Here is a 25,133-nt window from a genome sequence, read left to right on the forward strand (position 1 = left end):
GGGCTAATGAATTATCTGAATATATGGCAGAATGTGTTGAAAATACATAATGGCACAATGCACTCGTACGATAAAAGAAACATCTTATCTATTTTTGTGTATCCTGGTTAAATTTTTTCCGAAATTTAACTGGCTCATTATTAAAATTTTAAACACACGACCAGAACCCTATTCCCGTCATTTTCATTTTGAAGAAATAAAGTGGTCAATCGAAAAAAAAGGAAGTGGTAAGACAACTGGGCTATAGTACTGACGCTACCATTTAGGAAGCTCGGCCAATTTTCAATAAAACTGCAAGAAAAATGAGTAAGCCAAATCAACTCTATCTCCTTTTTGAAAGAGCGGCAAGATTATTTCCTGATGAACGCTGTATTGTAAGTCAAGATGCTGAATTAACTTACAAGCAGACAGAACATGAGGCATTAAAGGTTTGCAATGCGGTTTTAAGCAGTGCCGGGGATGAGGATTTTATAGGCATCCCGACTACTCGGTCCATCGAGCAAATTATCTTTGTGCTTGGAGTGTTGAAAGCAGGCAAAACCTATCTTCCAATTGATTTTGGATATCCCGAGAAAAGACTTCAAAGTATAATTGATAATTCACAACTTTCTTTTTGCCTGACTACGGAACAAGATGCGCATAATGTCGCCTCAGCGGGCCTGAAACCCTTGTCCGTAAAGGAATCCAGTCAGCCACATAGTATTGAGTCCACGGAATTGAAAAAGAAGGATTTGATTACCTACATTCTCTATACCTCAGGGTCCACGGGCGAACCTAAAGGGGTATGCATGGGTGAGGAAGCGACGGTAAATCTCATTAACTGGCAGAACAACAACTCTAATTGTCATGAAGGGACAAGGACACTGCAATTTGCACCTTTGAGTTTTGATGTCTCCTTTCAGGAGATTTTTTCCACATTGAGCACAGGGGGTACACTCGTGCTGATAGATGAGGTACTAAGGCTTGATATGGCTGCCCTTTTAAACTTTTTAAAAGAGCAGGAGGTCAATAGGCTGTTTTTGCCCTTCGTGGCGCTACAAGCCTTAGCTGAAGCAGCCTTGAGCACCGAAACATACCCTACGGCGTTGAAAGAAGTAATGACCGCCGGGGAACAACTGAAAGTCACTTCTCAGGTGCGTCACTTTTTCTCAAGATTAAATGACTGCGTCCTCTTCAATCAATATGGACCAACGGAATGCCATGTGGTAACAGAACTCAAATTGGAGGGTCAACCTTCCGAATGGCCAGCGTTACCTACGATTGGTAAACCTATAACCAATACCTCTGTCTATATCCTTGATGAAAATCTGAATCTGTTGCCCGAGGGAAATGCGGGGGAACTTTGTATTGCAGGACGCTGTTTAGCCCATGGGTACCTAAATAACAAGGTGTTGACAGATGAAAAATTTATCCACTGGAAGTCTCCTGATAAAGGAAAGATTCGCATATACAGGACGGGAGATGTTGCGAAGTATCTGGCGGATGGAACTATTGAATTTCTCGGGCGCAGGGACGATCAGGTCAAGATTAGCGGACATAGAATAGAACTTGCGGAAGTAGAATTGGCCATCAACTCATTGGAGGGGATTCGGCAGACGGTAGTAGTAGCTTCAAACCATTTAGGAGGGCAAACCCAACTGGTTGCATATATGGAGTCCAGTAAGAAGGACTTCGATATTGCCGGTATTCGTCAGAAGGTTTCAATGTTGCTCCCGGATTATATGGTCCCTTCATATTATATGCGGGTAGAGGGATTTCGTAAAACGTCAAGTGGTAAAATTGACAGGAAGAAGTTGCCGGCACCTCAATTTGAAAGGCCTGGTTCATTCCCACCATTGAGAAAACCAGTTACGAAAATTCAAAAGAACATAGCTAAAACCTGGATCGATATTCTGCAAATTCCTGAAATCGGTATTGACGATAACTTTTTTGAATTAGGGGGCACTTCCTTACTGGCTCAAAAAGTGGTGGCCCTCCTGTTAAAGGAGTTCAACTATACGTTGCCTGTAACCAAACTCTACCAGTTTCCAAACATAGCCGGAATATCGGATTACCTGACACCTGCGAAGCCATCAGAACCTGAAGTACGCCTTAAAAAAGGTAAAGTTTCTAATTCCAACAGAGATGTCGCTATTATTGGAATGGCCGGAAGATTTCCCGGTGCCAGTACAATTGGGGAATTATGGAATGTATTGAAAGAAGGCAAGGAAACCATTTCATTTTTCTCAAAAGAGGAATTGGACAAGGCTATTCCAGAAACCTTGCGCAATGACCCACTTTATGTCGGAGCTCGGGGAATTCTGCCTTCCGCAAAAGAATTTGACGCCAGCTTTTTCGGGTTAAATCCAATGGTCGCATCGGTTATGGACCCTCAGCAAAGGCTTTTTATGGAAATCTCCTGGGAGGTACTGGAACAGAGTGGTTATTTGCCCAGACATTACAAAGGCCGTGTAGGTGTTTATGCAGGTTGTGGACTCAATACGTATTATATAAATAACGTACTACCTAACACAGATGTAATTGAAAAAGTCGGTGAATTCCAGGCAAATACGGTTAATGAAAAGGACTATATAGCCACCCGGACCTCATACCACCTGAATCTCAAGGGGCCGGCTGTAAGTGTTCATTCGGCTTGTTCCACCTCATTACTGGCCATTGCTGAGGCTACGGAGGCATTGAGAAATGGGCAGTGCGATATTGCTTTGGCGGGCGCAGCAAGTGTTACTTCCCCGATGAACAGTGGTCACCTATACCAGGAAGGATCCATAAAAAGCAAGGATGGGCATTGCAAACCTTTTGATGCTGATGGCAGCGGTACACTTTTCAGTGATGGCGCCGGAGTGGTTTTACTAAAAAATCTCGAACAGGCTGAAGCGGATGGCGATACTATCTATGGGCTCATCAAAGGTGTAGGCATCAATAATGATGGGGGTGATAAGGGAAGTTTTACGGCTCCCAGTGTAAAGGGCCAGGCTGATGCGATCCGTATGGCCATGGAGGATGCTGATGTTTCCCCATCTGAAATTAGTTATATAGAAGCCCATGGTACTGCAACCCCTGTAGGCGATCCCATCGAGATTGAGGGGCTTGAAATGGCCTTTGGCGAACAAACTAAAAATAATTTCTGTGCCATTGGTTCCATTAAGAGTAATATGGGACATCTGACCTCGGCAGCAGGGGTAGCCGGTTTTATTAAAACCGTTCTCGCGTTTCGGCACCGTCAAATCCCGCCTTCACTTGGCTATTCAAGACCCAATCCACTGATCGATTTTGACAACAAGCCATTCTTTGTGAACAATATCCTCAGACCATGGGACTCTGAAACAAAGCGAAAAGCAGGCATTAGTTCATTTGGGGTTGGGGGCACCAATGTCCATATAGTGGTTGAAGAATATGAAAATAAGGTCAGGCAAACAGATCAAGGGCGACCTGTACAACTCCTGACATGGTCTGCCAAATCTCAAAACAGTCTTGAGGGATACCAAAAAGCCCTAGGGAATTACCTGACCGGAGTAAACGGAACGCCTTTGGCAGATATTGCTTATTCACTTTCATTGACAAGGGATGTTTTTAACCAGAAGCGTTTTTTGGTTGCCTCCAGCCTCACTGGAGCTCAAGAAGAATTACTGGCTGAAGCAAGTAAGCAAATAAACTCCGGTACACTGAGGCAGATTTCCAGTGAACTGGGATTCCTTTTTCCAGGTCAGGGCTCCCAGTTTCTGCAAATGGGAAGAGAGCTGTACGAAAAGGAAATTGTTTTCAGAGAGGCTGTAGACAGGTGTGCTGCCCTTATTATGGAAGGATTCAAAATGGATATCAGAGAAGTGATTTTTCCGGATACCCCTTCGCCCGAAGCTGAGAACAAATTAAAAGACACCCGATATACCCAGCCAGCATTATTTATTATTGAGTATGCCCTTGCACAATTGTGGTACAGTTGGTCCATTGAGCCCACCTTTGTATGTGGCCATAGTATCGGTGAGTTTGTCGCTGCACATCTGGCAGGAGTTTTCACACTTCCCGATGCACTGAAGTTAATAACCCTGAGGGGGAAACTCGTCAGCGAGCTTCCCGGCGGCAGCATGCTCTCGGTAAGGGCCTCTGCAGAAGACATTTTTGATCTACTACCTGAGGGCTTGTCCATGGCTGCCATTAATTCGGATAACTTATGCGTGGTATCCGGGCCAGATGAAGAAATCGAGCAGTTTGCCCAGGATTTAAAGGCAGGGGGGATTGCCAACATGTTGCTTGCCACGAGCCATGCCTTTCATTCTACAATGATGGAGCCTATATTGGAAGTGTTTGAAAATGAGGTTAAAAAAATTGCTTTAAGCCCTCCTCAGTTACCTATTATTTCAACAGTAACGGGTAAGTTTCTCAGTCAGGAGGAAGCCACTGACCCGAGGTACTGGACAGATCATTTACGCGAAGCTGTTCGCTTTTCAGACGCTTTGGATACCATCATTGATTTAGATGAAAGTGTCACTTTGCTGGAAGTCGGACCCGGTCGTGCCCTATCGACTCTGGCCAGGCAGAAGAAAGGTGGGAAATCCCTGGTGCCAATTACAAGTTTAACAGTTCCGAAAGCAGGTGAAAATGCCTATCATACCGTACTGACGGGACTGGGCCAGTTGTGGCTAAAAGGTATAGAACCGGATTGGAATGCATTTTATAAGGGTCAGTCCAGGCAGAAAGTTATGCTTCCTTCCTACGTTTTTAACCGGAAGACCTGCTGGATCGATCCTCCGGAACTTAACCTTGCAGGCGCAAATTCTTCTACAAAAGTTTACGAGTCAATTCCCAATGCAACTTCAGAAATTGCCCTTGGGCAGGAACAGCCTGATGCAGTTAAGGCCCTTCAAATGAATTCGATTATGAGAAAAGACATTATCCTACAAAAAATTTCAGATATAATTTCAGAGATTTCAGGAATAGAGATAGAATCAGGAGATTCACAATATAGCTTTCTGGAACTCGGGCTAGATTCTTTGGTGCTTACCCAAATGGCGACCACTTGTAAAAAAGAATTTGAAACAGCCATTACGTTTCGGCAGTTGAGTGATGACTTAAACAGTCCTGAGCTTTTGGCCAGTTATCTGGACAAAACCCTTCCTGAGGAGCGCTTTGCTCCTGAGCCTGAAAGTAGTCCTGCTCCTGTACGCACACCTGTTACCGGAAATCCAGGCTTTGCGAACCCCGTGCAAATGCCCCAACAGCCACTGAATGCCAATTATGATCATTCAGCTCTGGGTCTTATTGCCCAGCAACTACAGCTATTAGGTCAACAGATTAACCTGTTGCAGAGCAATGGGCCAGTGCAGACTGGAAATGTGATCCCCCCGAATGAAGGAGCAATGCCTTCACCAGCAGTAGGTACAAATGACAACTCAGATTTAGGGAAAAACTCAACCGTTGATGTAAATGAAGATTCATTGACTGAAGAAGAAAAGGCAGAACTGAAAAAGCCATTTGGGGCTTCTCCCAGAATTGAAAGGCAAACCAAAGTAGTGGAATCAGAGCATGAAGCGTTTCTGCAGGAGCTGGTTCGGCGGTATAACACCAAAACAGCCCTGAGCAAGGAATATGCTCAAAAACATCGTGCCCACATGGCCGATCCGAGGGTTGTGACCGGTTTTAAGCCGGGGACAAAAGAATTGGTTTATCCTATTGTTATAGAAAAATCCGCTGGTAACCGACTTTGGGATTTGGATGGCAATGAATATATAGATGCCTTAAATGGATTCGGATCGTGTTTGTTTGGACACCAACCTGATTTCATAAAAGAGGTTTTGCATGCCCAGATAGAACAGGGGTACGAAGTGGGTCCACAGCATCCTATGGCCGGGGAGGTGTGCGAGCTGCTTTGCGAGTTTACCGGCCATGAACGGGCTGCCCTGTGTAATACAGGTTCCGAGGCGGTCCTGGGAGCTGTCCGGATTGCCCGAACCGTTACGGGTCGCTCATTGATAGTATCTTTTAAAGGCGCATACCACGGTATCAATGATGAGGCGTTGGTCAGGGGATCTAAAAAATTAAAGACTTTTCCTGCCGCGGCAGGCATTCTATCTGATTCCGTTCAGAACGTTCTGGTACTGGAGTACGGAACCGATGAAAGTCTTCGAATAATCAGAGAAAGAGCTCATGAACTGGCCGCCGTTCTTGTTGAACCCGTCCAAAGCCGGAGACCTGAGTTTCGCCCTGTTGAATTCCTGAGAGAGGTTCGAGCGATAACAAAAGCCTCTGAAACGGTGCTCATCTTCGATGAAGTTATTACCGGTTTCAGAATGCACCCTGGAGGGGCGCAAGCCCTGTTTGATATCAAGGCAGATGTAGCCACTTACGGTAAGGTAATCGGTGGAGGTATTTCCATTGGAGCTATTACAGGTGACAGTGATTATATGGACGCTTTGGACGGTGGATTCTGGCGATTCGGGGACCAGTCTTATCCTGAAAAGGGTGTCACCTATTTTGCAGGTACTTTTGTAAGACACCCATTGGCACTCGCAGCTGCGAAAGCGTCATTACTGCGTATGCGGGAGAAAGGGGACGCCCTGCAAAACCAACTTAATACCCTAACCGAGAACTATGCCAATGACCTCAATGCCGAGTTTAAAAAGCGTAAGTTGCCCATGGAAATTTGCTATTTTGGGTCTTTGTGGCGATTGAAATTCCTTGAGGATATTCCGTATTCCGAATTGCTTTTTGTTTTACTCAGGGAAAAGGGTATTCATATCTGGGATGGTTTCCCATGTTTTATGACCACTTCTTTTAATGCAGAAGACATAAGTAGACTCAAAAATGCGTTTATGGGCAGCATTGAAGAACTAATGGCGGCATCCATTTTGAAATCAGATGAAGTTAATGCTGATCCAATTTCAAATGGAATCTCAACAGTTAAAGCTTTAAATGAACCGCCTGTACCGGGCGCGCGTTTGGGAATTGATGAAGCGGGTAACCCTGCCTGGTTTATAAAGGATAAAGGGAAGAATGGGTCCTTCACAAAAATTAAACTTTAAAAAACATTTTATGGCTACCAAGGTTGTTGAATTAGTTAACAATGGCGTACTATCCGTTGAGAAGAAATACGGTATGTCCTATGAGGAATTTGCAAAGGATCACCTGTTTGGTGATTACCCTGTGGTCATTGGAGATGCCTGTAAGGAATGGACCGCAAAAGAAAAATTTACCCCGGAATTTTTTAAGTCCGAATATGGCAATCGAAAAGTAGAGGTGCAAGGTCAGGAGTATAACCTCAAAGATTTTATTGAGATAATGGAAGAATCTACTATGGATAATCCGGCGCCTTATCCCTGTAAACTTCAAATTGACAGGGATTATCCGGAATTGATACCTGACATATCACCAAGATTTATGTATGCAAAGCCAGATTGGTGCCATAATCCAATGGTGGAACCCCTATTAGGAAATGCCGACACATATGAAATATTCCTCGGCAGCCCGGGAGGACAATTTCCATATGTGCATTACGATTATTTAGGCTTGCATGCCTTTATAACGCAGTTGTACGGGGTAAAGGAATTTACTGTAATTCCACCAGATCAGACCCCTTATGTATACCCTAAAGAAAATAATTCATGGGTTTCTGAAGTGCCGGATATTAAGAATGTAGATCTGGAAAAGTACCCTCTTTGCGCTAATATTACTCCTATTACCTTCACAGTAGGTCCCGGAGAAACACTTTTCATTCCGAATGGTTGGTGGCATACTGCTAAATCTTTAACGGTAACAATTTCCGTTGCATTAGATTCTTTAAATACCTCTAATTGGGAGAGGTTTAAAATGGAGGTAACAACAAAAGTGGACAATAAAACCAATGCTGCTGTTGCTAAAATGGTAGGTGCCTATCTTTCCGTAGCGGGAGGTGTATTGCGAAGAACGAAAAATAAGGTTCGGCAGGCCTGATAAAATCTATTTATACAGCAACTAAATCTGCTATGCAAGATGTAATAACTTTCAACCCATTTACGGGTCCCGTCATTGAAAAGGTTATTCCCATTGTTCAAGCTCAGTCCGAAATATGGACGGCCTGTATGTTTGGTGGAAAAGATGCCAACAGGGCGTACAACGAGTCGATTTCCCTTGTTTTAAAAGGAGACCTAAACAGGGAGGTCCTTGAGGATGCCATTGATAGACTTATCCTGCGCCATGATGCCCTCCGTGCCACCTTTAGCGCCGATGGACGCTTTATGACGGTGTTTGAAGAACTCCCTGCAGATTTCGCCTTTCAGGACCTCTCTGATCTAAATACGGGGGATCAGGAAACTGCGGTTAAAGAGTATTTGTCCAAGGATGCCAATAACGTTTTTGACCTGATAAAAGGGCCGTTGCTCAAGATAGGGTTGCTCAAGCTTTCCGGGCAGGAACACCATCTGGTAATCACTGCACATCATATCATATGCGACGGGTGGTCTATGGGAATAATTCTGGAGGAATTGGGAAAAATCTATTCCGCTTCTCTTTCAGGAGAATCTCCTGTTTTTCCCCAACACGATACTTTTGGATCCTATGCTGATGCCGAGCTAGCGTTTATTAGCAGTCCGGAATTTATTAAAACTGAAAAATTTTGGCTTAATCAATATAAAGAATCAGTACCCGAAGTAAGCCTTCCAACAGATTTCCCGCGACCCCAGGTTCGGACTTTTAAAAGCCATCGATTGGATTTTGAAGTTGAAAGTGACCTGATAGCCGATTTGAAAAAAGTGGGTATAAAGTCCGGCGCGAGCCTTGTGGTCACCTTGATGGCGGCATTTGAGGTTTTTCTGAATCGAATTACCGGACAACAGGATTTGGTATTGGGTTTGCCAGCGGCCGGCCAATCCCTTACGGGAATGACCCAATTGGTTGGGCATTGCGTGAATTTACTTCCTTTGCGCACCAGGATATATCCCGATACCCCGTTTACGGAATATTTGCAAAATAGAAAGTCTGCAATTTTTGATGCCTATGAGCATCAGCAGTTTAGTTTCGGGCAATTGCTTCAGAAGCTCCCCATTTCAAGAGATCCTTCCAGAGTTCCCCTGGTGCCGGTTACATTCAACATAGATATGGGAATGGACAGCGCCGTTGCTTTTGACGGTCTGGACTTTGAGCTGAAGAGCAATCCCAGGGCTTTTGAGACCTTTGAACTTTTTTTAAATGCCACGGGACGGGAAGATGCGTTTATTTTGGAGTGGTCCTACAACAGTTCCCTTTTTAAACCCACGACTATCGCCCAAATGATGACTTCTTTTAAAGAAGTCTTACAGGGTATTGTGGCTGATCCGGGAAGGGCTATTGGGGATTTAATCAAAGTAGACACCTCGGCCTACGAAGTTTTGAACAACACCGGTGCTGATTATCCCCAACTTCCCTTGCATGAACTTCTTGCAGCACAGGCACTTAAAACTCCCCAAAATCAGGCGTTGAAATTTGGGAATGATGCGCTTTCTTATGTAAAGCTTGAAAAAAGTGCAAATCAACTGGCGAATTACCTCGCTTCGCAGGGCGTTGGTACTGGTGATTATGTGGCAGTTTTGTTGCCCCGGTCGATAGAACTTGTCCAAACGCTTATCGCCATAATGAAATGTGGTGCCGCATATCTTCCTTTGGATCCTGATTACCCTGCCAGGCGTTTGGAATTCATGTTGGAGGATTCAGGGGCTGCGAATTTAATTACCTCCAGAAAGGTGGCATCATCCATTGAATCTGAAGCCAGGTCTTTGCTGATAGAGGATATTTTACCCGACCTTCCAAAATATCCCGATACTCCACCGCCTGTCAAAGTTGACAATAAGGAGTTAGCATATATATTATACACCTCTGGTTCAACCGGTAAGCCAAAGGGGGTTCCCGTCACCCATGGGAACCTGGTCAATTTCTTGCATAGCATGCAACGGGAACCGGGTATTGAAGAAACCGACAGGTTACTTTCAATAACGACCATTTCCTTTGATATTGCTGGCCTTGAATTGTTTATGCCACTCTTAAAAGGGGCCACGGTGGTATTGACAAGTGAAGAGAACTCCAGAGATAGCCGACTCTTAATGGATGTAATGAAGGAGGAGGAAATAACCGTGATGCAAGCGACTCCTACCACGTGGCAAATGCTGCTGGATGCCGGGTGGCAAAAACCATTGCCTATCAAAGCACTCTGTGGGGGAGAAGCACTACCGATGTCTTTGGCCAAAAGCATATTGGAAAGGGTAGAGGAGCTATGGAATATGTACGGACCTACAGAAACCACCATTTGGTCTGCGGTCAAACAGGTTTTGAAGTCAGACGATTTAATTACCGTAGGTCGTCCTATTGCAAACACCCAGCTTTATATTGTCAATGAGTACACCCAGTTGGTGGAACCAGGTAAAATCGGAGAGCTTTGTATTGCCGGGGATGGTGTTGCCACGGGATATTGGAAAAGACCGGTGCTGACCGCGGAAAAGTTTATTGCAAACCCTTTTAGTCCGGAAGTTGGCAATGTTCTTTATCGAACCGGGGATTTGGCCAAACTGCTACCTTCCGGAGAAGTCCAGTGCCTTGGCCGGATTGATCAACAGGTAAAAATAAGGGGACACCGCATTGAGCTGGGTGAAATAGAGCAAGCCCTTGATGCACTGGAAGGAGTACAATCTTCTGTGGTGATTTTTAATGAGGGCAGATTGGTTGCCAACCTGATTCCAACGGGCTTGGGAAGTCCGGATTCCGATCAGGTCAAAGGATATAAGGATATCCTTAGCCAACAATTGCCTGCCCATATGGTGCCACAACAATTCATTTTTGTAGAGGCGTTTCCAACAACACTTAATGGCAAAATTGACCGTAAGGCCCTGCAAAGTCTTTACGGGAAAAAATTAGAAAAAGCAGCATTTGAAAATCCCGAGACGATATCTGAAAAAATCATTGCCGCCATATGGCAGGAGCACTTGAAAATTGATCCAATCGATGTCAATGGTGACTTTTTTGAGCTTGGAGGGCATTCATTAATTGCGGTTAGGGTAATGACCCAACTTGAGAAAGAGACCGGGAATAGATTACCCCTGGTGGCCCTGCTTGAAAATCCTTCAGTTAAAAAGCTGGCTGCCTACATGGACAGTGCGTTCGTCACCTGGGATTCCCTCGTACCCTTAAAACCGAAAGGCACGAAGGTGCCTTTGTATATTGTCCACGGGGCTCATCACAACGTCTTTATTTTTAACGATTTGGCGAAACTTTTGGACGTTGAGCAACCGGTATATGCATTACAACCCAAAGGGTTGGACGGAGTTTCGGAACCCTTTGATACCATTGAAGAAATGGCCGCACATTACATTTCTGAAATTCAAGCGGCGCATCCTGAGGGACCCTATGCCCTTGCCGGATTTTCAATGGGAGGTATTGTCGCCTATGAAATGTCACGACAATTAAGGGCCCAGGGTAAACAGGTCAAAAACCTGTCAATGTTTGATGCCTATGTATTCCCGATGTACTACTTCAGGAATCCATTAATGAAAAAGATTGTCTCCTTACTCTATCTGATTGGAAAGATCTTCTTTATGATTTTGAATATGTTCAGCAGTAAGAAGAATTTTAAACGCAGAATTCAATTGACCTACCAATCGGTCTCGGGAGTATTTTTAAGGTTAAAAGTAGGCAGGGAGAAGCAGCATGAAATGCAGCACAATCGCTCTTATAAAATGGATTCAATGCACAATCTGGCTACACATCGTTATACCATCGAACCTCAGGATATCGTTTTAGATATATTCAGGTCCTCAGAAGAAATCAATTTTGTGCACGATTCCAATTTTCTAGGATGGAAAAAAATTGCAAGAAAAGGCATTCGCAAACACATGGTCCCGGGAAATCATATCGACATGTTTGCTCCTCCAAATGTCGACGCGTTTGCCAAGCAACTTCAATACGTCCTGGACAATTATAATTCTGATCGCATTGAGTAGCCTGTTTTGTCAATCGACCGAAATAACAGAATCTGGCAAAAAGAAGCTGAAACAAGACGGGGGATCCGGAATCCTTTTATTTAAGGTTGAATTAAAAAAGTATTACAGCGCAATTGCCACGTTTTTGGGCATTTTGGATGATGACGAATTGCAGAGGGCTCATAGATATCACTTTTTAAAAGACAAAAACCGGTTTATCATTTGCCGGGCCTTTCTGAAAATGGCCCTTTCGAAAACTACCGGCACCAACCTTTCCGATATCCGAATCGATACGGGCCATAATAAGAAGCCTGTTCTGTCCTCGCATCCTGATGTTTTTTTTAATGTCTCTCATTCCGGCCAATACGCCCTGATAGCGATTGGCGACAAACCTGTAGGTGTCGATGTAGAAAGGGTAAACAGGGAATTTGATTTTTCGGATATCAAAGTAAAAATTTTCAATCCAAAAGAGCGGCAGGTACTGGATTTTGCTGCAGACACAGAAAGACAATTTTACGAATTCTGGACCCGAAAGGAGGCCGTGCTAAAGGCCACAGGAAAAGGAATCGACGACGATTTTGCTCAAATTCCTGCTACAGATGGATTTCATGAACTGGAATCCGGAATTCTCGGTAAGGCTTCGGATTTTGTCGTGATGAGTTTTGAAGTAGACGCCGAACATATGGGAGCCATAGCCATTGAAGGGCGTTATGAAGAATTTAGTTGGAATCCCCTCTATACTCCTCTGCCGATATTCTAGGGTGTGCTATTTAATTAACTTATAAGAGCGCCGGCAATCACCTTAAAGAAATGGTGCTGTTTGGAAGGAAACAAGAATCTGGCGCACCCTTTAATGGAGAACCTGCGAGTACTGCTGTATCCAGGAATTAATACAACCCGCAATATAAGTCATGTCATTTTCTGAATATCTCAGATCGATGTGAATGTTCATCAGGTATTTATAGCCCCCGGAATTCACGGTATCCGGCCAAAGTTCTGCCGGATAAATAGAATGGGATATCAGATATTTTTTTAACTCCTGAAAGCCATCCCGATCTTTAAAAGCCAATAATAATCCAAAAGGGGTATAGCTGCCATTTTGGAGTATTTTGAAGAAGGAGTTCTCATCTATTTTTGGTGCCAGAATTTTGAAATTCTTTGCTTTTACGGAATTATAATCCCTGAATGCGTAATTTTCCAGTACCCCCTTCTTATCTGAGGCCACAGGTAATACATCAAAATGAATTTGCAATATTGCCTCGCCTTTTGAATGCAGGTTGAGGTACGCGCTTTTTTCAGAGACACTACGGCATTGCCTTTTACTGCGCATGGCCTCTGCAAGCGTTTCCCAGCAAAGTTCCATGCCTTTGTCATCAACTCCAACTTCATTCCGATTTTCTCCAAGGGGAATTGCGGAGGCACTCAATTTTGGTTTCCAGGCGATCCCCCCTAAGGGCAGGGGTACGGTTTTGCGCAGGGACGCAATACAGAAGTCTGCCGTACTCTCCAGGCATCCTTTGCTAAGCCAGCCATGGGAATGATCTTCAATGACTACGGGTCTTTGCCCACCGGGAATGCGGCTTGTTTTGATTCCCCAGTAATTGTTCACAATAAGCACATCATTGGCATTCCTGAATTCCGACCAGTTAATTTCGGTTCCGTGATCAAAAGAGTCCAAAGTGTAGTACTCAATATTGTTGAAGTTGTGCTCCAGCCATGCCTTTACGAAAGGACAATAATAATAGGGGATCCAGATTGTTTCAATGGGCCTGTAGGCTTCAATCCTGGAGAAGATATACTTAATGGCATTGCGACCCGAGTAGAATAATTCGTACTCAGCATCAAATTCTATTTTTGGTAAAGACTCTACTTCGGACAAAGGAATCTCGTGAAAAAATGAACCATATCCGACAATTTCGTTATTCATAGAGGGTAAAGTAAATTCCATATCTAATGTAAAAACCAAGTCACCATAGATCCTACTCAGAATTCCAAAGATCTAAAGACCAGTTTTTCTATGCTCCAACTAGGACACCTAAGATAGATATAAGAAGATGCTACATATGTTAGTTCAACAATTCTGTGCTTTTTAAATCTATATGCTCAATCGTATCTGAAATGTATAGTAAAAGCGCATAAATAAAAATAGCCACTCCAACCATTTCAAAAAGTTCTTCTACTGTGCAAATAATGTAAAAGACAAGGTTTTCCTGACCGTGCAACTCATCATAATACCCACTTACTGACTCGATTCCAATAGCTCCAAAAACAAAAACAAATCCGGATAAAATAAATAGCCACCTTATTTTTTTCGGTAACCTCATCAAAAATTTGGAATAAATAAAAAGCAAAATTAATAACAGGATACCATAGGGAATGTACCAGGCATAGTAGAGTAGGCCTGTAGTATTAAATAGTTTATGAGTAGGCATCCATAGCTGTTCATGAATCATTGTAATTTCATCAATAGATAAAAACACAAAAATGAAAGCTAACCCTTTCCATTGAAAGTGCTCCAGCCTATTCGTTTTATGAAAATAGGAAATGATAAAAAGTAAAAGACCACTTGAAAGAAGGGCTAAAGAGGAATAAAATGTGGGTAAATTTCCTTCGTGATCAAAATCGAAGAAATAAATAATATTCTTAAAAACACCATTAATGCCTAATACTTTCAAGGCGACTGCTATTATATTGCATATCAGTAATATGAATATAAATATCAATAGATTGTAAAATACTTTTTTAGGATTGAAATATAAATTCATAAGTCTTTATTTCGCTCCTTAAATTAATTAAAATATGTCACTCAGACATTGAGAAAATGACGAACGGTAGGATTTACCGATTTATACCAATTGCGCATGCACTTTCGCCTCTTCCACTTTTTGGATAACCTTCAGTGTTTTCAGAACAGAATCCGGGGTTACAGAAACAGAATTGATGCCTTCACTGACCAAAAACTCTGAAAAATCGGGGAAATCAGATGGACCCTGCCCACAGATCCCCACTTTTTTACCATGTTTTTTTGCCGTAGCCAAAAGGGTTTTGATCAATCCCTTTACGGCATCATTTCGTTCATCGTAAAGATGGGCGACCAAACTCGAATCCCTGTCCAATCCCAGGGCAAGTTGAGTTAAATCATTGGATCCAATGGAGAAACCGTCAATCATTTGGGCGAACTGATCGGCTAAAATGATGTTCGAAGGTAATTCGGCCATAAGGTAAATTTCCAGTCCATTCTTTCCACGAATAAGGCCATTTTCGGCCATGATGGTTACAACCTTTTCTAACTCCTGAGGGGTTCTGCAGAACGGCACCATGATGGTAATATTGGTCAATCCAAATTCTTCACGGGCTTTTTTTAGTGCCTGGCATTCCCAGTTAAATGCCTCCCGAAATGCTTCGGAATAGTATCTGGAAGCCCCCCGCCAACCTATCATGGGATTTTCTTCATCGGGTTCAAAATATTTGCCTCCCAAGAGGTTGAAATACTCATTGGACTTAAAGTCAGAGAGCCTGGTAATCACCTTTTTAGGGTAGAAAGCAGCTGCGATTTTTGCCACACCCTGAGCAAGTTTGTTGACATAAAAATCTTTCTCCGATGCGTATCCTGCCATTAAATCAGAAATGGTTTCGGATAGAGCCCGATCTTTCAGGTCCCGGTGTTTCAACAATGCCAGGGGGTGTACTTTTATATGGTTGTTTATAATAAATTCCTGTCTGGCAAGCCCGACGCCCGAGTTTGGAATCTTGCTATATTGGAATGCGAGTTCGGGAGAACCCACGTTCATCATTATAGGGGTTTCAATCGATGGAAAATCGGAGTAAGCAGTTTCTTTCTTTTTGAAATCAATTTTACCCTTATACACCTTGCCGACACTCCCTTCGGCGCAGGATACCGTTACTTGTTGGCCATCTTCCATTAAATTTCCCGCACCTACGGCGCCTACTACTGCAGGAACCCCCATTTCCCTTGCTACAATTGCGGCATGGCATGTTCTTCCTCCCTTTTCTGTTATGATCGCAGAGGCTTTTTTCATTAACGGTTCCCAATCGGGATCCGTCATTTCAGTCACCAAAATTTCTCCTTCTTTGAATTCCGTCTCATCCGAACTTCCATCGCGGCCATCGAGGGTGAAGATCCGGCGAACGGCACCGGTGCCCACCTTGTCACCAACCGCAACTCCTTCTATAAGTAAGTCATTTAAAACAGTTTTATCTGCGATTTCATACTCGGTGATAATGTCTTTGTGATTTTGGGAATGGATGGTTTCGGGCCTTGCCTGTACGATATATAGTTCGTTGGTCAGACCATCAATCGCCCATTCAATATCCATAGGACACCATTTACCATGCACTGAAGAATAGTGGTCCTCGATTTCCTGAACCCATTTTGCCAGCTTGAGTATTTGTATATCATCCAGACAGAAATTCCTTTGCTGCTCTTTGTCCACCCTCACTTTTCGTACAGTTTCAAAAGGTTTGTTCCCATAAACCATTTTGTGGCACTTTTTGCCAATTTTCTTCTCGATAATGGAACTGAAACCCTGTGACAGACAGGGTTTGAATACCAGGAATTCATCGGGTACAATTTCTCCTCCAACGACCAGTTCACCAAGTCCATAGGCCCCATTGATCAGAATAATATCCTTAAAACCGCTTTCCGTATCCAGGGAGAAGGCTACCCCAGATGCCCCTAAATCGGATCTGACCATTTTTTGAACACATACAGAAAGCTTTACCGAAAAATGATCAAATCCCCGGGACGAACGGTAGGAGATCGCCCTGTCCGTAAAAAGGGAAGCAAAGCAACTGCGAATGGCCGTTAGGAGCATTTCTCCACCCCGTATATTGAGATAGGTGGACTGCTGACCCGCAAAGGATGCATCTGGCAAGTCCTCGGCCGTGGCTGAAGAGCGTACTGCGATATCTGTAGCATCCTGGCCATAGAGCTCCGATAGCTCATAATACGAATTCAGAATCACTTTTTCGACAGAAACCGGAAACCTGCCATTCGAAATCTGTTTGCGTATTTCAGAACCGGTTTTTCTCAAACTGACAATGTCTGATACATCAACGCCGGCAAGGGATTTTTCTATTTTTCCTTTTAACTTGTTTTCCTGGATAAAAGCATCGAAGGCATCTACCGTAACGGCGAACCCATTGGGTACCCTAATACTTTTATCGCTTAGGTTTTTGATCATTTCGCCCAGGGAGGCATTTTTGCCACCGACTTTGGGCAAATCTTGAATCCCAATCTTATCCAAAGAGATAATGAAATCGGTTGAGCTTTTTTGTTGATTTTTCATCAGAAAGGTTTTACAAATCCAATTTTACGAAAACGTTTGAGTAGGCTACAAATAGATTCGACGTATCCGATAAATTCCTGATGAAGTGTTCTTGTTTTTTAGGATTGAGGATGTTAAATAGTAGTTGAGCCCAAAAAAATATTATGAGCCAAATAAGGAGGTAAAGGGTATCTGCAAACGAATTTTTACAAACTTATTTGCATCCTTAAGCGGCAACCATTCTTTATTCCTATCCGAATTTCGTACACTCAGTTGTAGTATTGACTGGACTAATTATGCTATAGGTTGCGATCTGAGGATCAATCTACCAAACCGTCTTTAGTAGGTTTTCAAAACCATTCCTTTGAAGAGCTTAATTGTTTTCATTGAACGGAGTTTAAAAGCTACGCTTAACCCTCTGGCGAAGGGAGGTGCGCCGGGGGGATTCTATTGTCGTACCTTCTGAAAAACTAATCAACTTCTCATGATCAACTTCTTTCGTAAAATTCGCAAACAACTGGCCGATCAGAACAAACCCCTGAAATACTTCCGCTATGCCCTTGGGGAGATTGTCCTTGTAATGATCGGTATCCTGCTTGCCCTTCAGGTGAACAACTGGAATGAGGCGCGAAAAGACCAACAGGAGTTAAAGAACATCCTTCAGAGTATCACAGCAGATATGAAAGTAGATGCTCAGAACATGAAGTGGGCAAGTGAATCCCACAAGGAAGATAATGAAAGAATTAAATCGTTTCTAAACCATGAGGATTACAGCGGGTTTACCCGTGACAGCCTGGAACAAAGCCTGGAAATATGGTATATTCTTATTGACTATCGGATGAATAGTTACTACATGTTGAGGGATTCTGGAATCACGGAGTTTGGAAGATATGCAGACGCTGTAACAGAGATTAAAGTCTATTATGATTTATTGATTCCAGAAATTAAGAGTTACGAAGAAGACATTAGGCGATCTGTACAAGAGTCCGAGCAGTTCTGGCTTCTTGAACAGAATACCTATGAATTCATTAAAGGGAACGAATTACGCTCACAACAAAGTGATGAGGCTGCCCTAACGGCATTAACCAGGCTTCTAAAATCACCCATTCCACGGAATATCTTAAAGACTAGTTTTCGAAATAACAAAAAGATGATGTCCCAATATGATTGGTTTGGGGAGTATATAGACGAAGAAGTAAAGGAAATAGAAGATGTGCTACGGGTGGTCGACTGACTATTCTTCTGGTATGAGGAGTGGACAAGGGTTAAATCAGCCGAGAAGGGATTCTTAACCCTTCTGCCTACTGCCACTGCCCACTGCCCACTTTCAAGAAGGAATTGCTTTTCGAACGGAGTGAGGTGCCTCAGGGGGATTCTATTGTCGTACCTTCTGAAAAACTAACGACCTTCTCATGATCAACTTCTTTCGAAAAATCCGCAAACAACTGGCCGATCAGAACAAACCCCTGAAATACTTCCGCTATGCCCTGGGGGAGATTGTCCTTGTCATGATCGGCATCCTGCTGGCCCTGCAGGTCAATACCTGGAATGAGGTGCGAAAAGACCAACAGGAGTTAAGGAATATCCTTCTGAGCATTGCATCTGATATGAAAGAAGATGCGCTAATCGTAAAGGAGATTATGGGATACGCGAAAGAAGATAATGAAAGAATAAAATCATTTTTAAGTCAGGAGGATTACAGCGGGTTTACCCGTGACAGCCTGGAACAAAGTCTGCAAGTCTACAGTTATTATGCCCATTGGCGTATGAGCGGCTTCGATCTCTTAAAGGATTCGGGGATCACTCAATATGGAGAACATGCAAAAGTTGTAAAACGTATTAAATCCTATTATGACCACTGGATTCCATTGATAAAAGCTTTAGAAGACGATTATGAGGATTCGGTTGTTAAATCAGATGATTTCTGGCGTTTCGAAGAGAACACCTATGAGTTCATATATGCAGAGGGTTTAGGCAGCATTCAAAAGGATGAAGCGGCCATGGCAGTATTAGAAACCCTGGCAAAATCGCCGATACCCAGGAAAATTTTAAAGACAAATTATCGATTAAATGAAGACCTTTTGGGCGCTTATGAAAACTATTTGGTGGGTATTGATGGAACAGTAAAGGAAATAGAAGATGCGATATTGAAAGCCGATTGACAATTGATGTCATAAGATAAAGTTCCAGGGGTTACCCCAGTCGAGATGGCAGTCTAATCCTTTCTGCCTACGGCCACTGCCCACTGCCCATTTTCAGGAAGGGATTGATTTCCTCACTTTATTTGGAAGTCGGTGCATTGAGCCTAGGACGTCAGGCCTGCTCCGGTTTTGTGGATTCCAGTTTGGGATTGGTAATCCGGAGATTTTTCACTTTCCTGACCATTATTTTGAGCATGGGAAATAAGGTTCCAATGCCAAAAAGCAAAAAAGAGGATAACCAAATATTGCTGCTTGAAGTGAATAAGGCCCCGCTGTTAAGTACCCCTAATATCAGCAGGGTGGAGAAAGGAAAAGAAAGGGCAAGGATACCTATGGCGTAGGTGCTGTTGAAGGTTTTGGTCTCTTTCTCTGTTTCAAGGCCCTCAACAACGGACAAGTGAGCGAAGGGCCAGAAACTACAGGCACTCAGGCCGAAAGACAACATCAGGAGGAGATCTTCCTGAAGGGGTATCCGGACCCAAGATACCCAAAGGGCAACCAGAAAAAAGACCATACCGGCCCGTATGGCCAAAAGGGAAAAGATTTGGAAGAATTGTTTCCTTTTGATTCTTATAGCCAGGCCGATAAAGAGTAACACTAAAGGCGTCATAATAAAACTCAATTTTGAAAGACTGTTCCGGATGACAAAAGGCAGGGAATCCATTGAATACCCCAGGAACAAAAGGAGAAGTGCAAACCCGATAAACAAATTTACGGGTTCCGTCACCAGGGTTTTGAGCAGGGACGCAATTTTTGCTTTACTTCCGGTATTGGCATTGAGATTTCGGGCATAATACCATCTCATAGCCACCATGTAAAGTATAATCAGGACAAAAACCTTGTTACCTAAATCCGCCATGGCGGCTTTGGCCAGATACGTTTCCCCTAAAAACTCCAGAACAAACGGAAAGCACGACAATCCCGGAGCCAGGGAGGGTAATAAAAGCATGGCCGTGCGGTAGGATGATGTGTCTTTTAGAATCCCCACCAAAGGAAGTAAAAGGGGCATGGTGGCAAAAAGAACGAGGTTAAACGCCAGGGCCATCAGTGGAAGTAACAAGAGGTTTGTTTTTACCTCCATCCCCAGCAGGGCAATAAAGATTGTCGCTGGCAATGCCAGATTTAAGATAATTTTCTTAATACCATTGACTTCCGAAGGGGATTTGAACTTGGCTTTTAACAAGACCCCCAATAATATAAAGACCAGGAAGACCAGCGTTTTTTCGAAACCTGCCTGCATACACCTAGACCAATACCTTATTTATAGCTTGGATAAATAACTGCATTTCGTCCATGGTTCCGATGCTGACGCGACACCACTTCTGATCCAGGAACTGAAAGGCCCGTACCCCAACTTTTTGCTGGGTCATTTTATTCAGGAATTCTTTGCCCTCCATGTCGATGGGAAAAATCATAAAACTGGTATGGGAGGGTACCGGTTCGAAACCTATTTCCTGCAGGCTGCTAAAGGTATAATTCCGGGCAGTGGCATTTAAGGTTCTTGATTTTTGTAAGAACTCCGTATCATCCATTGCAGCCATGGCTGCGTATACGGAGGGATGGGTAATGCCCATTCCGGCCCGTGTTATTTTTTGAAGTTTGTTTAAGGTGTCTTCCTGAGCCACGGCATATCCCACCCGCAGGCCTGCCATCCCGTGAATTTTAGAAAACGTTCGGGCGACAATCACATCTTTACCTTCTTTTACCAGGGAAACCATACTCTGTCTGGCCCCATCTTCCAAGAACCACAAATAGGCTTCGTCTATAAAAACGGGAACCTTTTCAGAAACACGGGAACAGAAATCCAGGAGGGCTTCGCTATCGGTAATGGTTCCGGTTGGATTATTCGGATTGCAGATATAGATCAATTTTGTTTCGGAGTCTATCGCTTTTTCCATGGCCTCGAGGTCGTGAGACCAGTCTTTTTTCAAAGGGACGGGTTTCCAGGTACCGCCTGCTGCCTCTGCCACCCGAATCAGTGACATGTATGCCGGATCTGCGGAGATGACATTCCCACCGTTCATAAAGAGGACCATAGCTGTTTTTTCGAGCAGATCCGAAGAGCCAGGCCCCATCATGATATTCTCTGGAGTAACCTCTTCAAACGCGGCAATCTTGTCCACGAGCTGGTAGAGCTCCTTCCAGGCATACCGGTTACTGCCAAAGGCCGAATTTTTAAGGGCTTCAAGGGCCATAGGTGATGCCCCGTAAGGATTTTCATTGGCGTTTAATTTGGCACTGTAAACAGGAAACTCCCTTAAATTGTCAGGAATAAACTCCTTAAAGAAGGCATTGTAAATGGCATTGCCATCGCTGTCCAGGGTTAAGGGAACGGAAGGTGTTTTTGAAAACCCCAAATAGGGAGCGGCTACGATTCCCCCTACGGTCAGGGCAGAAGTTTTAAGCCATTTTCTACGGTTGGTTTTGAGTGAATCCAAGGTGTGGTTTTTTAGGAATTAGGAATAGTTCAAGTTATCCGCAAAAGCCTAAAAATCCTATGTCAATCCCATAAAAATCAATCGTTTAAAATACGGATACAAAAAAAATACAAGTCCAAAAAAACGAAGTTCGCAAGGAGGGTCGGCGGAAATTGGCGAAATCACCCATCCCACGAAATATTTTCAAGATTCGTTATCGAAGAAACAAAAAGATCATAACTGAATATGATTTTTTTGAGGAGTGTATGGACGAAGAAGTAAAGGAAATAGAAGATGGGATACCGAAAGCCGATTGACTATCTTAGACTTTTAGTGGTTAATTGTGCATTACGCACTTTATACATACGTTAACCTTAATTACGAAAATGATTGATCATGATAAAAAACTTACTAGTACCAATTGCTATAGTACTTCTTGCGACAAGTTGTCAAGAAAAACCTGAGATTTCAAAGACAACACCGTTAGAGTCATTTACAGATTCACTATTCCAGGCGAGTGTAGATAGTTCGCAAATTGCGGGTGCAGCAATTTTAGTCCATCGAAACGGGGAAACCTTACTAAAGAAATCATATGGTTATGCAAGTTTAGAGCTTTCTGCTCCTGTACCAAACGGCGGGATTTTTGAAATTGGTTCCGTCACCAAGCAGTTTACGGCAGCAGCGATTCTAAAATTAGTTCAAACCAATAAACTCTCTCTAGAGGATGACTTTACACAATATTTAGATTTTGATACAAAAGGACGAACAGTTACAATTGATAATTTACTTAACCATACTTCTGGTATTCCAAGTTATACAGAGATTCCTGAATTTTGGGTTTTATCAATTCAGGATCAACCAAGAGATTCATTAGTTCGATTGGTAGAATCAAAAGACTTTATGTTCGAACCAGGCGAGGCCTTGATTTATAATAATTCAGCTTACTTTTTTCTGGGGTTAATTATTGAAAAAGTAACCGGACAGACATACGCATCGTATTTAGAAGAGGTATTCTTTGAACCTTTAGGTATGGACAATACTTCATACTGTTCAACATCAGAAGTCATGAAAAATAAAGTTTACGGTTATGACTTCACTCCTGAAGGCCTTAAACAAAAAGGATACTTAAATCATACATGGCCGTATGCAGCGGGTTCACTTTGTAGTACAACTGAAGATTTACTCACCTGGATGACAGCTTTACATCAAGGTAGCGTATTATCTGAAACCCTATATCAATCTCTTGTTACTCCAGGTCATTTAAAAGATGGCTCCAATGTATTATATGCAAAGGCGCTCGTAAACTATTCAGATTTTGGAAATCAAAGAATTGGGCATGGAGGCGGTATAAATGGCTTCTTAACCGACACTAGATATTATCCAGAGGAAGATTTATACCTGATTTGTCTGGTAAATACAACGGGGCCCAAAGGCGCCAGTTTCTTCGCAGATGAAATTACCTGGAAGTTACTCGATAAGGTTACCCCCCAAAGTGTAGCGTTGGATTTTGATACTAAAATGTTAGATGGAAAATACACAGGTGCTGTGAGAGGGGCCCCTGAATTTTCCATAGAGGTGAAATCAATTTCGAATGGTTTGACCATCCAATCAGAACGGGACGAAAAGGCCGATACCTTAGATGTTTACATTGGCAACAATACGTGGATAGATGACAATACCAGCATAATTATTAAGAATAATGAGTATCGATTGGTGGGGCCAAGTGCTTACTATATTCTTAAAAAAGAAACAGAATAATGAAAGGCCAACAATGGGTAGTAGTTGCCAGATCAAGCCGGCTATAAACCTGCTATAGATAGGACCATCGTAATTTTCATAAGGAGTTTAGGAAGCTGGTCAAATCTGTTTCCTTGTCCAATCCAAGTTTCTTCTTTAAACGGTATTTTGACTTTAAAATACTAGCAGGTAAAACATTTAGGGTTGCTGCAATTTCTTTGGTAGTCAAGTTCATTCTGAGAAAAGCAGCCAAGCGTATTTCCTTTTCTGAGATGTCTGCGCTAAAGGTCTTTAATTTATGGTCAAAATCATTGTGTACATCCGAAAAATAGGTCTTAAAATGAAAAAGCCCTCGCATTTTATGCGAAGGCTTCCAGTGTTTGCGGTCTGGACGGGACTCGAACCCGCGACCCCCTGCGTGACAGGCAGGTATTCTAACCAACTGAACTACCAGACCAATTTTCCAACCCTGGGGTACTAACAACAGTTAGTTTGAGGAAATTGTTACAGCTTTGTAGTAAAGCGTGGGCAAATATAAGGCACTATTTGAATCCGGCAAACAAAAATCCCATATTTAGATAAGTTCTTTATCCAAATCGTTGGCGTTCCACCAGAAACGTATTCATCACCCGGGTAAATGGGTCTGCGATGTCTACCGGGACGTATTTGATATCGTATTTGGCACAGATCAGTTTCAGGGATTTCAGGTAGGCCTCCAGAACCTCCTGGTAAGACTCTTTTATACGTTCGGGGTAGAGGTCTATGTGGGCTCCGGTTTCCACATCGGTAAAGCGCCTCGGGGTATTGTCGAATGCGAAATCCAGTTCGGTTCGCTTGTCGGTTAGGTGGAAGAGCAGCACCTCGTGTTTATTGTACTTCAGATGTCGCAGGGCCTCAAAGAGCCGCTCGTCGTCTACCTGGTTCTGAAACAGGTCTGAAAAAAGTACGACAAGGCTCCGGCGTTTGAGTTTCTCGGCAATCAGGTGGAGGTAGGTATAGAGCTCCGTACCCTTGTTTTCTGCAGGTTGTACGGCAATTTCATTCAGGGCATTCATCAGCATATAATAATGCCTTTCACTCCCTTTTTCGGGGGCGTAGAATTGATAACTGTCCGAGAAAATGCTCAATCCTGCCGAGTCCCGTTGCTTCTTGAGCAGTTGCATCAGTGCCCCGGCGGCCAGGACCGCAAATCCGATTTTGTTCAGGTGATCCAGATCAGGCTTTGCCACGGGCGGGTAGTACATGGAGGATGAGCTATCCAGAATCAGGTGGCAGCGCAGATTTGTCTCCTCCTCGTATTTCTTGGTGTAGAGTTTATCTGTGCGCGCGAAGAGTTTCCAGTCGATGTGCTTGGTGCTCTCCCCGGTGTTGTAAATCTTATGCTCTGCAAACTCAGCGGAATATCCGTGAAACGGGCTTTTATGAATGCCGCTGATATACCCTTCCACCACCTGTTTTACGAGCAGGGGGAGGTTTTCAAATAGGGAAGCTTTGTAGAGTTCCGATTGCAGATCCATGGCCTAAAGATACGAAACTCCCACGGGGGTAGGTATAAAAAAACCCGGCCAGAGCCGGGTT

At 43.3% G+C, this 25,133-nt stretch carries 13 protein-coding genes and 1 tRNA gene; 7 read left to right on the forward strand and 7 right to left on the reverse strand.

Annotation, left to right across the window (positions count from 1 at the left end):
- Positions 1-302: 302 nt before the first annotated feature.
- Genes QU605_RS02385 through QU605_RS02400 form a run of 4 tightly spaced genes read left to right on the forward strand, consistent with a single transcriptional unit; the run spans position 303 to position 12,672 of the window.
- Complete coding sequence (locus QU605_RS02385; RefSeq protein WP_289723658.1) at positions 303-7,016, forward strand: polyketide synthase; 6,714 nt, start codon at positions 303-305, stop codon at positions 7,014-7,016.
- Positions 7,017-7,026: 10 nt separating this feature from the next.
- Positions 7,027-7,923, forward strand: coding sequence for a cupin-like domain-containing protein (locus tag QU605_RS02390; protein WP_289723659.1), 897 nt, complete (start codon positions 7,027-7,029; stop codon positions 7,921-7,923).
- A gap of 32 nt (positions 7,924-7,955) precedes the next feature.
- Positions 7,956-11,933 (forward strand): non-ribosomal peptide synthetase, encoded by a 3,978-nt coding sequence (locus QU605_RS02395; protein ID WP_289723660.1) that lies wholly within the window; start codon positions 7,956-7,958, stop codon positions 11,931-11,933.
- Positions 11,926-12,672 (forward strand): 4'-phosphopantetheinyl transferase family protein, encoded by a 747-nt coding sequence (locus QU605_RS02400; RefSeq protein WP_289723661.1) that lies wholly within the window; start codon positions 11,926-11,928, stop codon positions 12,670-12,672. Before QU605_RS02395 ends, QU605_RS02400 begins: the two co-directional genes overlap by 8 nt.
- A gap of 90 nt (positions 12,673-12,762) precedes the next feature.
- On the opposite strand, the gene QU605_RS02405 is transcribed toward QU605_RS02400, so the two are convergent.
- The 3 genes from QU605_RS02405 to ppsA all read right to left on the reverse strand — a co-directional run bounded on the left by QU605_RS02405 (position 12,763) and on the right by ppsA (position 17,221).
- The gene (locus QU605_RS02405; protein WP_289723662.1) at positions 12,763-13,839 is read right to left on the reverse strand and encodes a hypothetical protein; all 1,077 of its coding nucleotides are present in this window, start codon (positions 13,837-13,839) and stop codon (positions 12,763-12,765) included.
- A 139-nt stretch (positions 13,840-13,978) separates the two neighbouring features.
- Positions 13,979-14,587, reverse strand: a complete 609-nt coding sequence (locus tag QU605_RS02410) for a DUF8692 domain-containing protein (RefSeq protein WP_289723663.1) — start codon at positions 14,585-14,587, stop codon at positions 13,979-13,981.
- Positions 14,588-14,758: 171 nt separating this feature from the next.
- On the reverse strand, positions 14,759-17,221 hold the full coding sequence (ppsA, locus tag QU605_RS02415) for a phosphoenolpyruvate synthase (RefSeq protein WP_289723664.1): 2,463 nt from the start codon (positions 17,219-17,221) through the stop codon (positions 14,759-14,761).
- 463 nt (positions 17,222-17,684) lie between these two features.
- Between ppsA and QU605_RS02420 the strand changes: the two genes are divergently transcribed.
- A complete protein-coding gene (locus tag QU605_RS02420; RefSeq protein ID WP_289723665.1) occupies positions 17,685-18,434 on the forward strand; it encodes a DUF6090 family protein in 750 nt (249 codons plus the stop codon).
- Positions 18,435-18,612: 178 nt separating this feature from the next.
- A complete protein-coding gene (locus tag QU605_RS02425) occupies positions 18,613-19,362 on the forward strand; it encodes a DUF6090 family protein (protein ID WP_289723666.1) in 750 nt (249 codons plus the stop codon).
- Between the two features lie 151 nt (positions 19,363-19,513).
- On the opposite strand, the gene QU605_RS02430 is transcribed toward QU605_RS02425, so the two are convergent.
- On the reverse strand, positions 19,514-20,641 hold the full coding sequence (locus QU605_RS02430) for an AEC family transporter (protein ID WP_289723667.1): 1,128 nt from the start codon (positions 20,639-20,641) through the stop codon (positions 19,514-19,516).
- Positions 20,642-20,645: 4 nt separating this feature from the next.
- Entirely contained in the window at positions 20,646-21,839 is a 1,194-nt protein-coding gene (locus tag QU605_RS02435; RefSeq protein WP_289723668.1) for a pyridoxal phosphate-dependent aminotransferase, read from the reverse strand.
- A 375-nt stretch (positions 21,840-22,214) separates the two neighbouring features.
- Here QU605_RS02435 and QU605_RS02440 point away from each other — a divergent pair, with 375 nt between their 5' ends.
- Positions 22,215-23,576, forward strand: coding sequence for a serine hydrolase domain-containing protein (locus tag QU605_RS02440; protein WP_289723669.1), 1,362 nt, complete (start codon positions 22,215-22,217; stop codon positions 23,574-23,576).
- Between the two features lie 362 nt (positions 23,577-23,938).
- Here QU605_RS02440 and QU605_RS02445 read toward each other — a convergent pair.
- Positions 23,939-24,012 (reverse strand) — tRNA-Asp (locus QU605_RS02445).
- 130 nt (positions 24,013-24,142) lie between these two features.
- Positions 24,143-25,072, reverse strand: a complete 930-nt coding sequence (locus QU605_RS02450) for a DUF58 domain-containing protein (protein WP_289723670.1) — start codon at positions 25,070-25,072, stop codon at positions 24,143-24,145.
- Positions 25,073-25,133 lie beyond the last annotated feature (61 nt).

This window comes from Robiginitalea aurantiaca, assembly GCF_030380815.1.
GTDB classification, from domain to species: Bacteria; Bacteroidota; Bacteroidia; order Flavobacteriales; family Flavobacteriaceae; genus Robiginitalea; species Robiginitalea aurantiaca.

Excerpts from the sequence above, each read along its gene's own strand:
- QU605_RS02385 (WP_289723658.1), top strand. The coding sequence starts at position 303 with ATGAGTAAGCCAAATCAACTCTATCTCCTTTTTGAAAGAGCGGCAAGA.
- QU605_RS02390 (WP_289723659.1), top strand. The coding sequence starts at position 7,027 with ATGGCTACCAAGGTTGTTGAATTAGTTAACAATGGCGTACTATCCGTT.
- QU605_RS02395 (WP_289723660.1), top strand. The coding sequence starts at position 7,956 with ATGCAAGATGTAATAACTTTCAACCCATTTACGGGTCCCGTCATTGAA.
- QU605_RS02405 (WP_289723662.1), bottom strand. The coding sequence starts at position 13,839 with ATGAATAACGAAATTGTCGGATATGGTTCATTTTTTCACGAGATTCCT.
- ppsA (WP_289723664.1), bottom strand. The coding sequence starts at position 17,221 with ATGAAAAATCAACAAAAAAGCTCAACCGATTTCATTATCTCTTTGGAT.
- QU605_RS02420 (WP_289723665.1), top strand. The coding sequence starts at position 17,685 with ATGATCAACTTCTTTCGTAAAATTCGCAAACAACTGGCCGATCAGAAC.
- QU605_RS02425 (WP_289723666.1), top strand. The coding sequence starts at position 18,613 with ATGATCAACTTCTTTCGAAAAATCCGCAAACAACTGGCCGATCAGAAC.
- QU605_RS02430 (WP_289723667.1), bottom strand. The coding sequence starts at position 20,641 with ATGCAGGCAGGTTTCGAAAAAACGCTGGTCTTCCTGGTCTTTATATTA.
- QU605_RS02440 (WP_289723669.1), top strand. The coding sequence starts at position 22,215 with ATGATAAAAAACTTACTAGTACCAATTGCTATAGTACTTCTTGCGACA.
- QU605_RS02450 (WP_289723670.1), bottom strand. The coding sequence starts at position 25,072 with ATGGATCTGCAATCGGAACTCTACAAAGCTTCCCTATTTGAAAACCTC.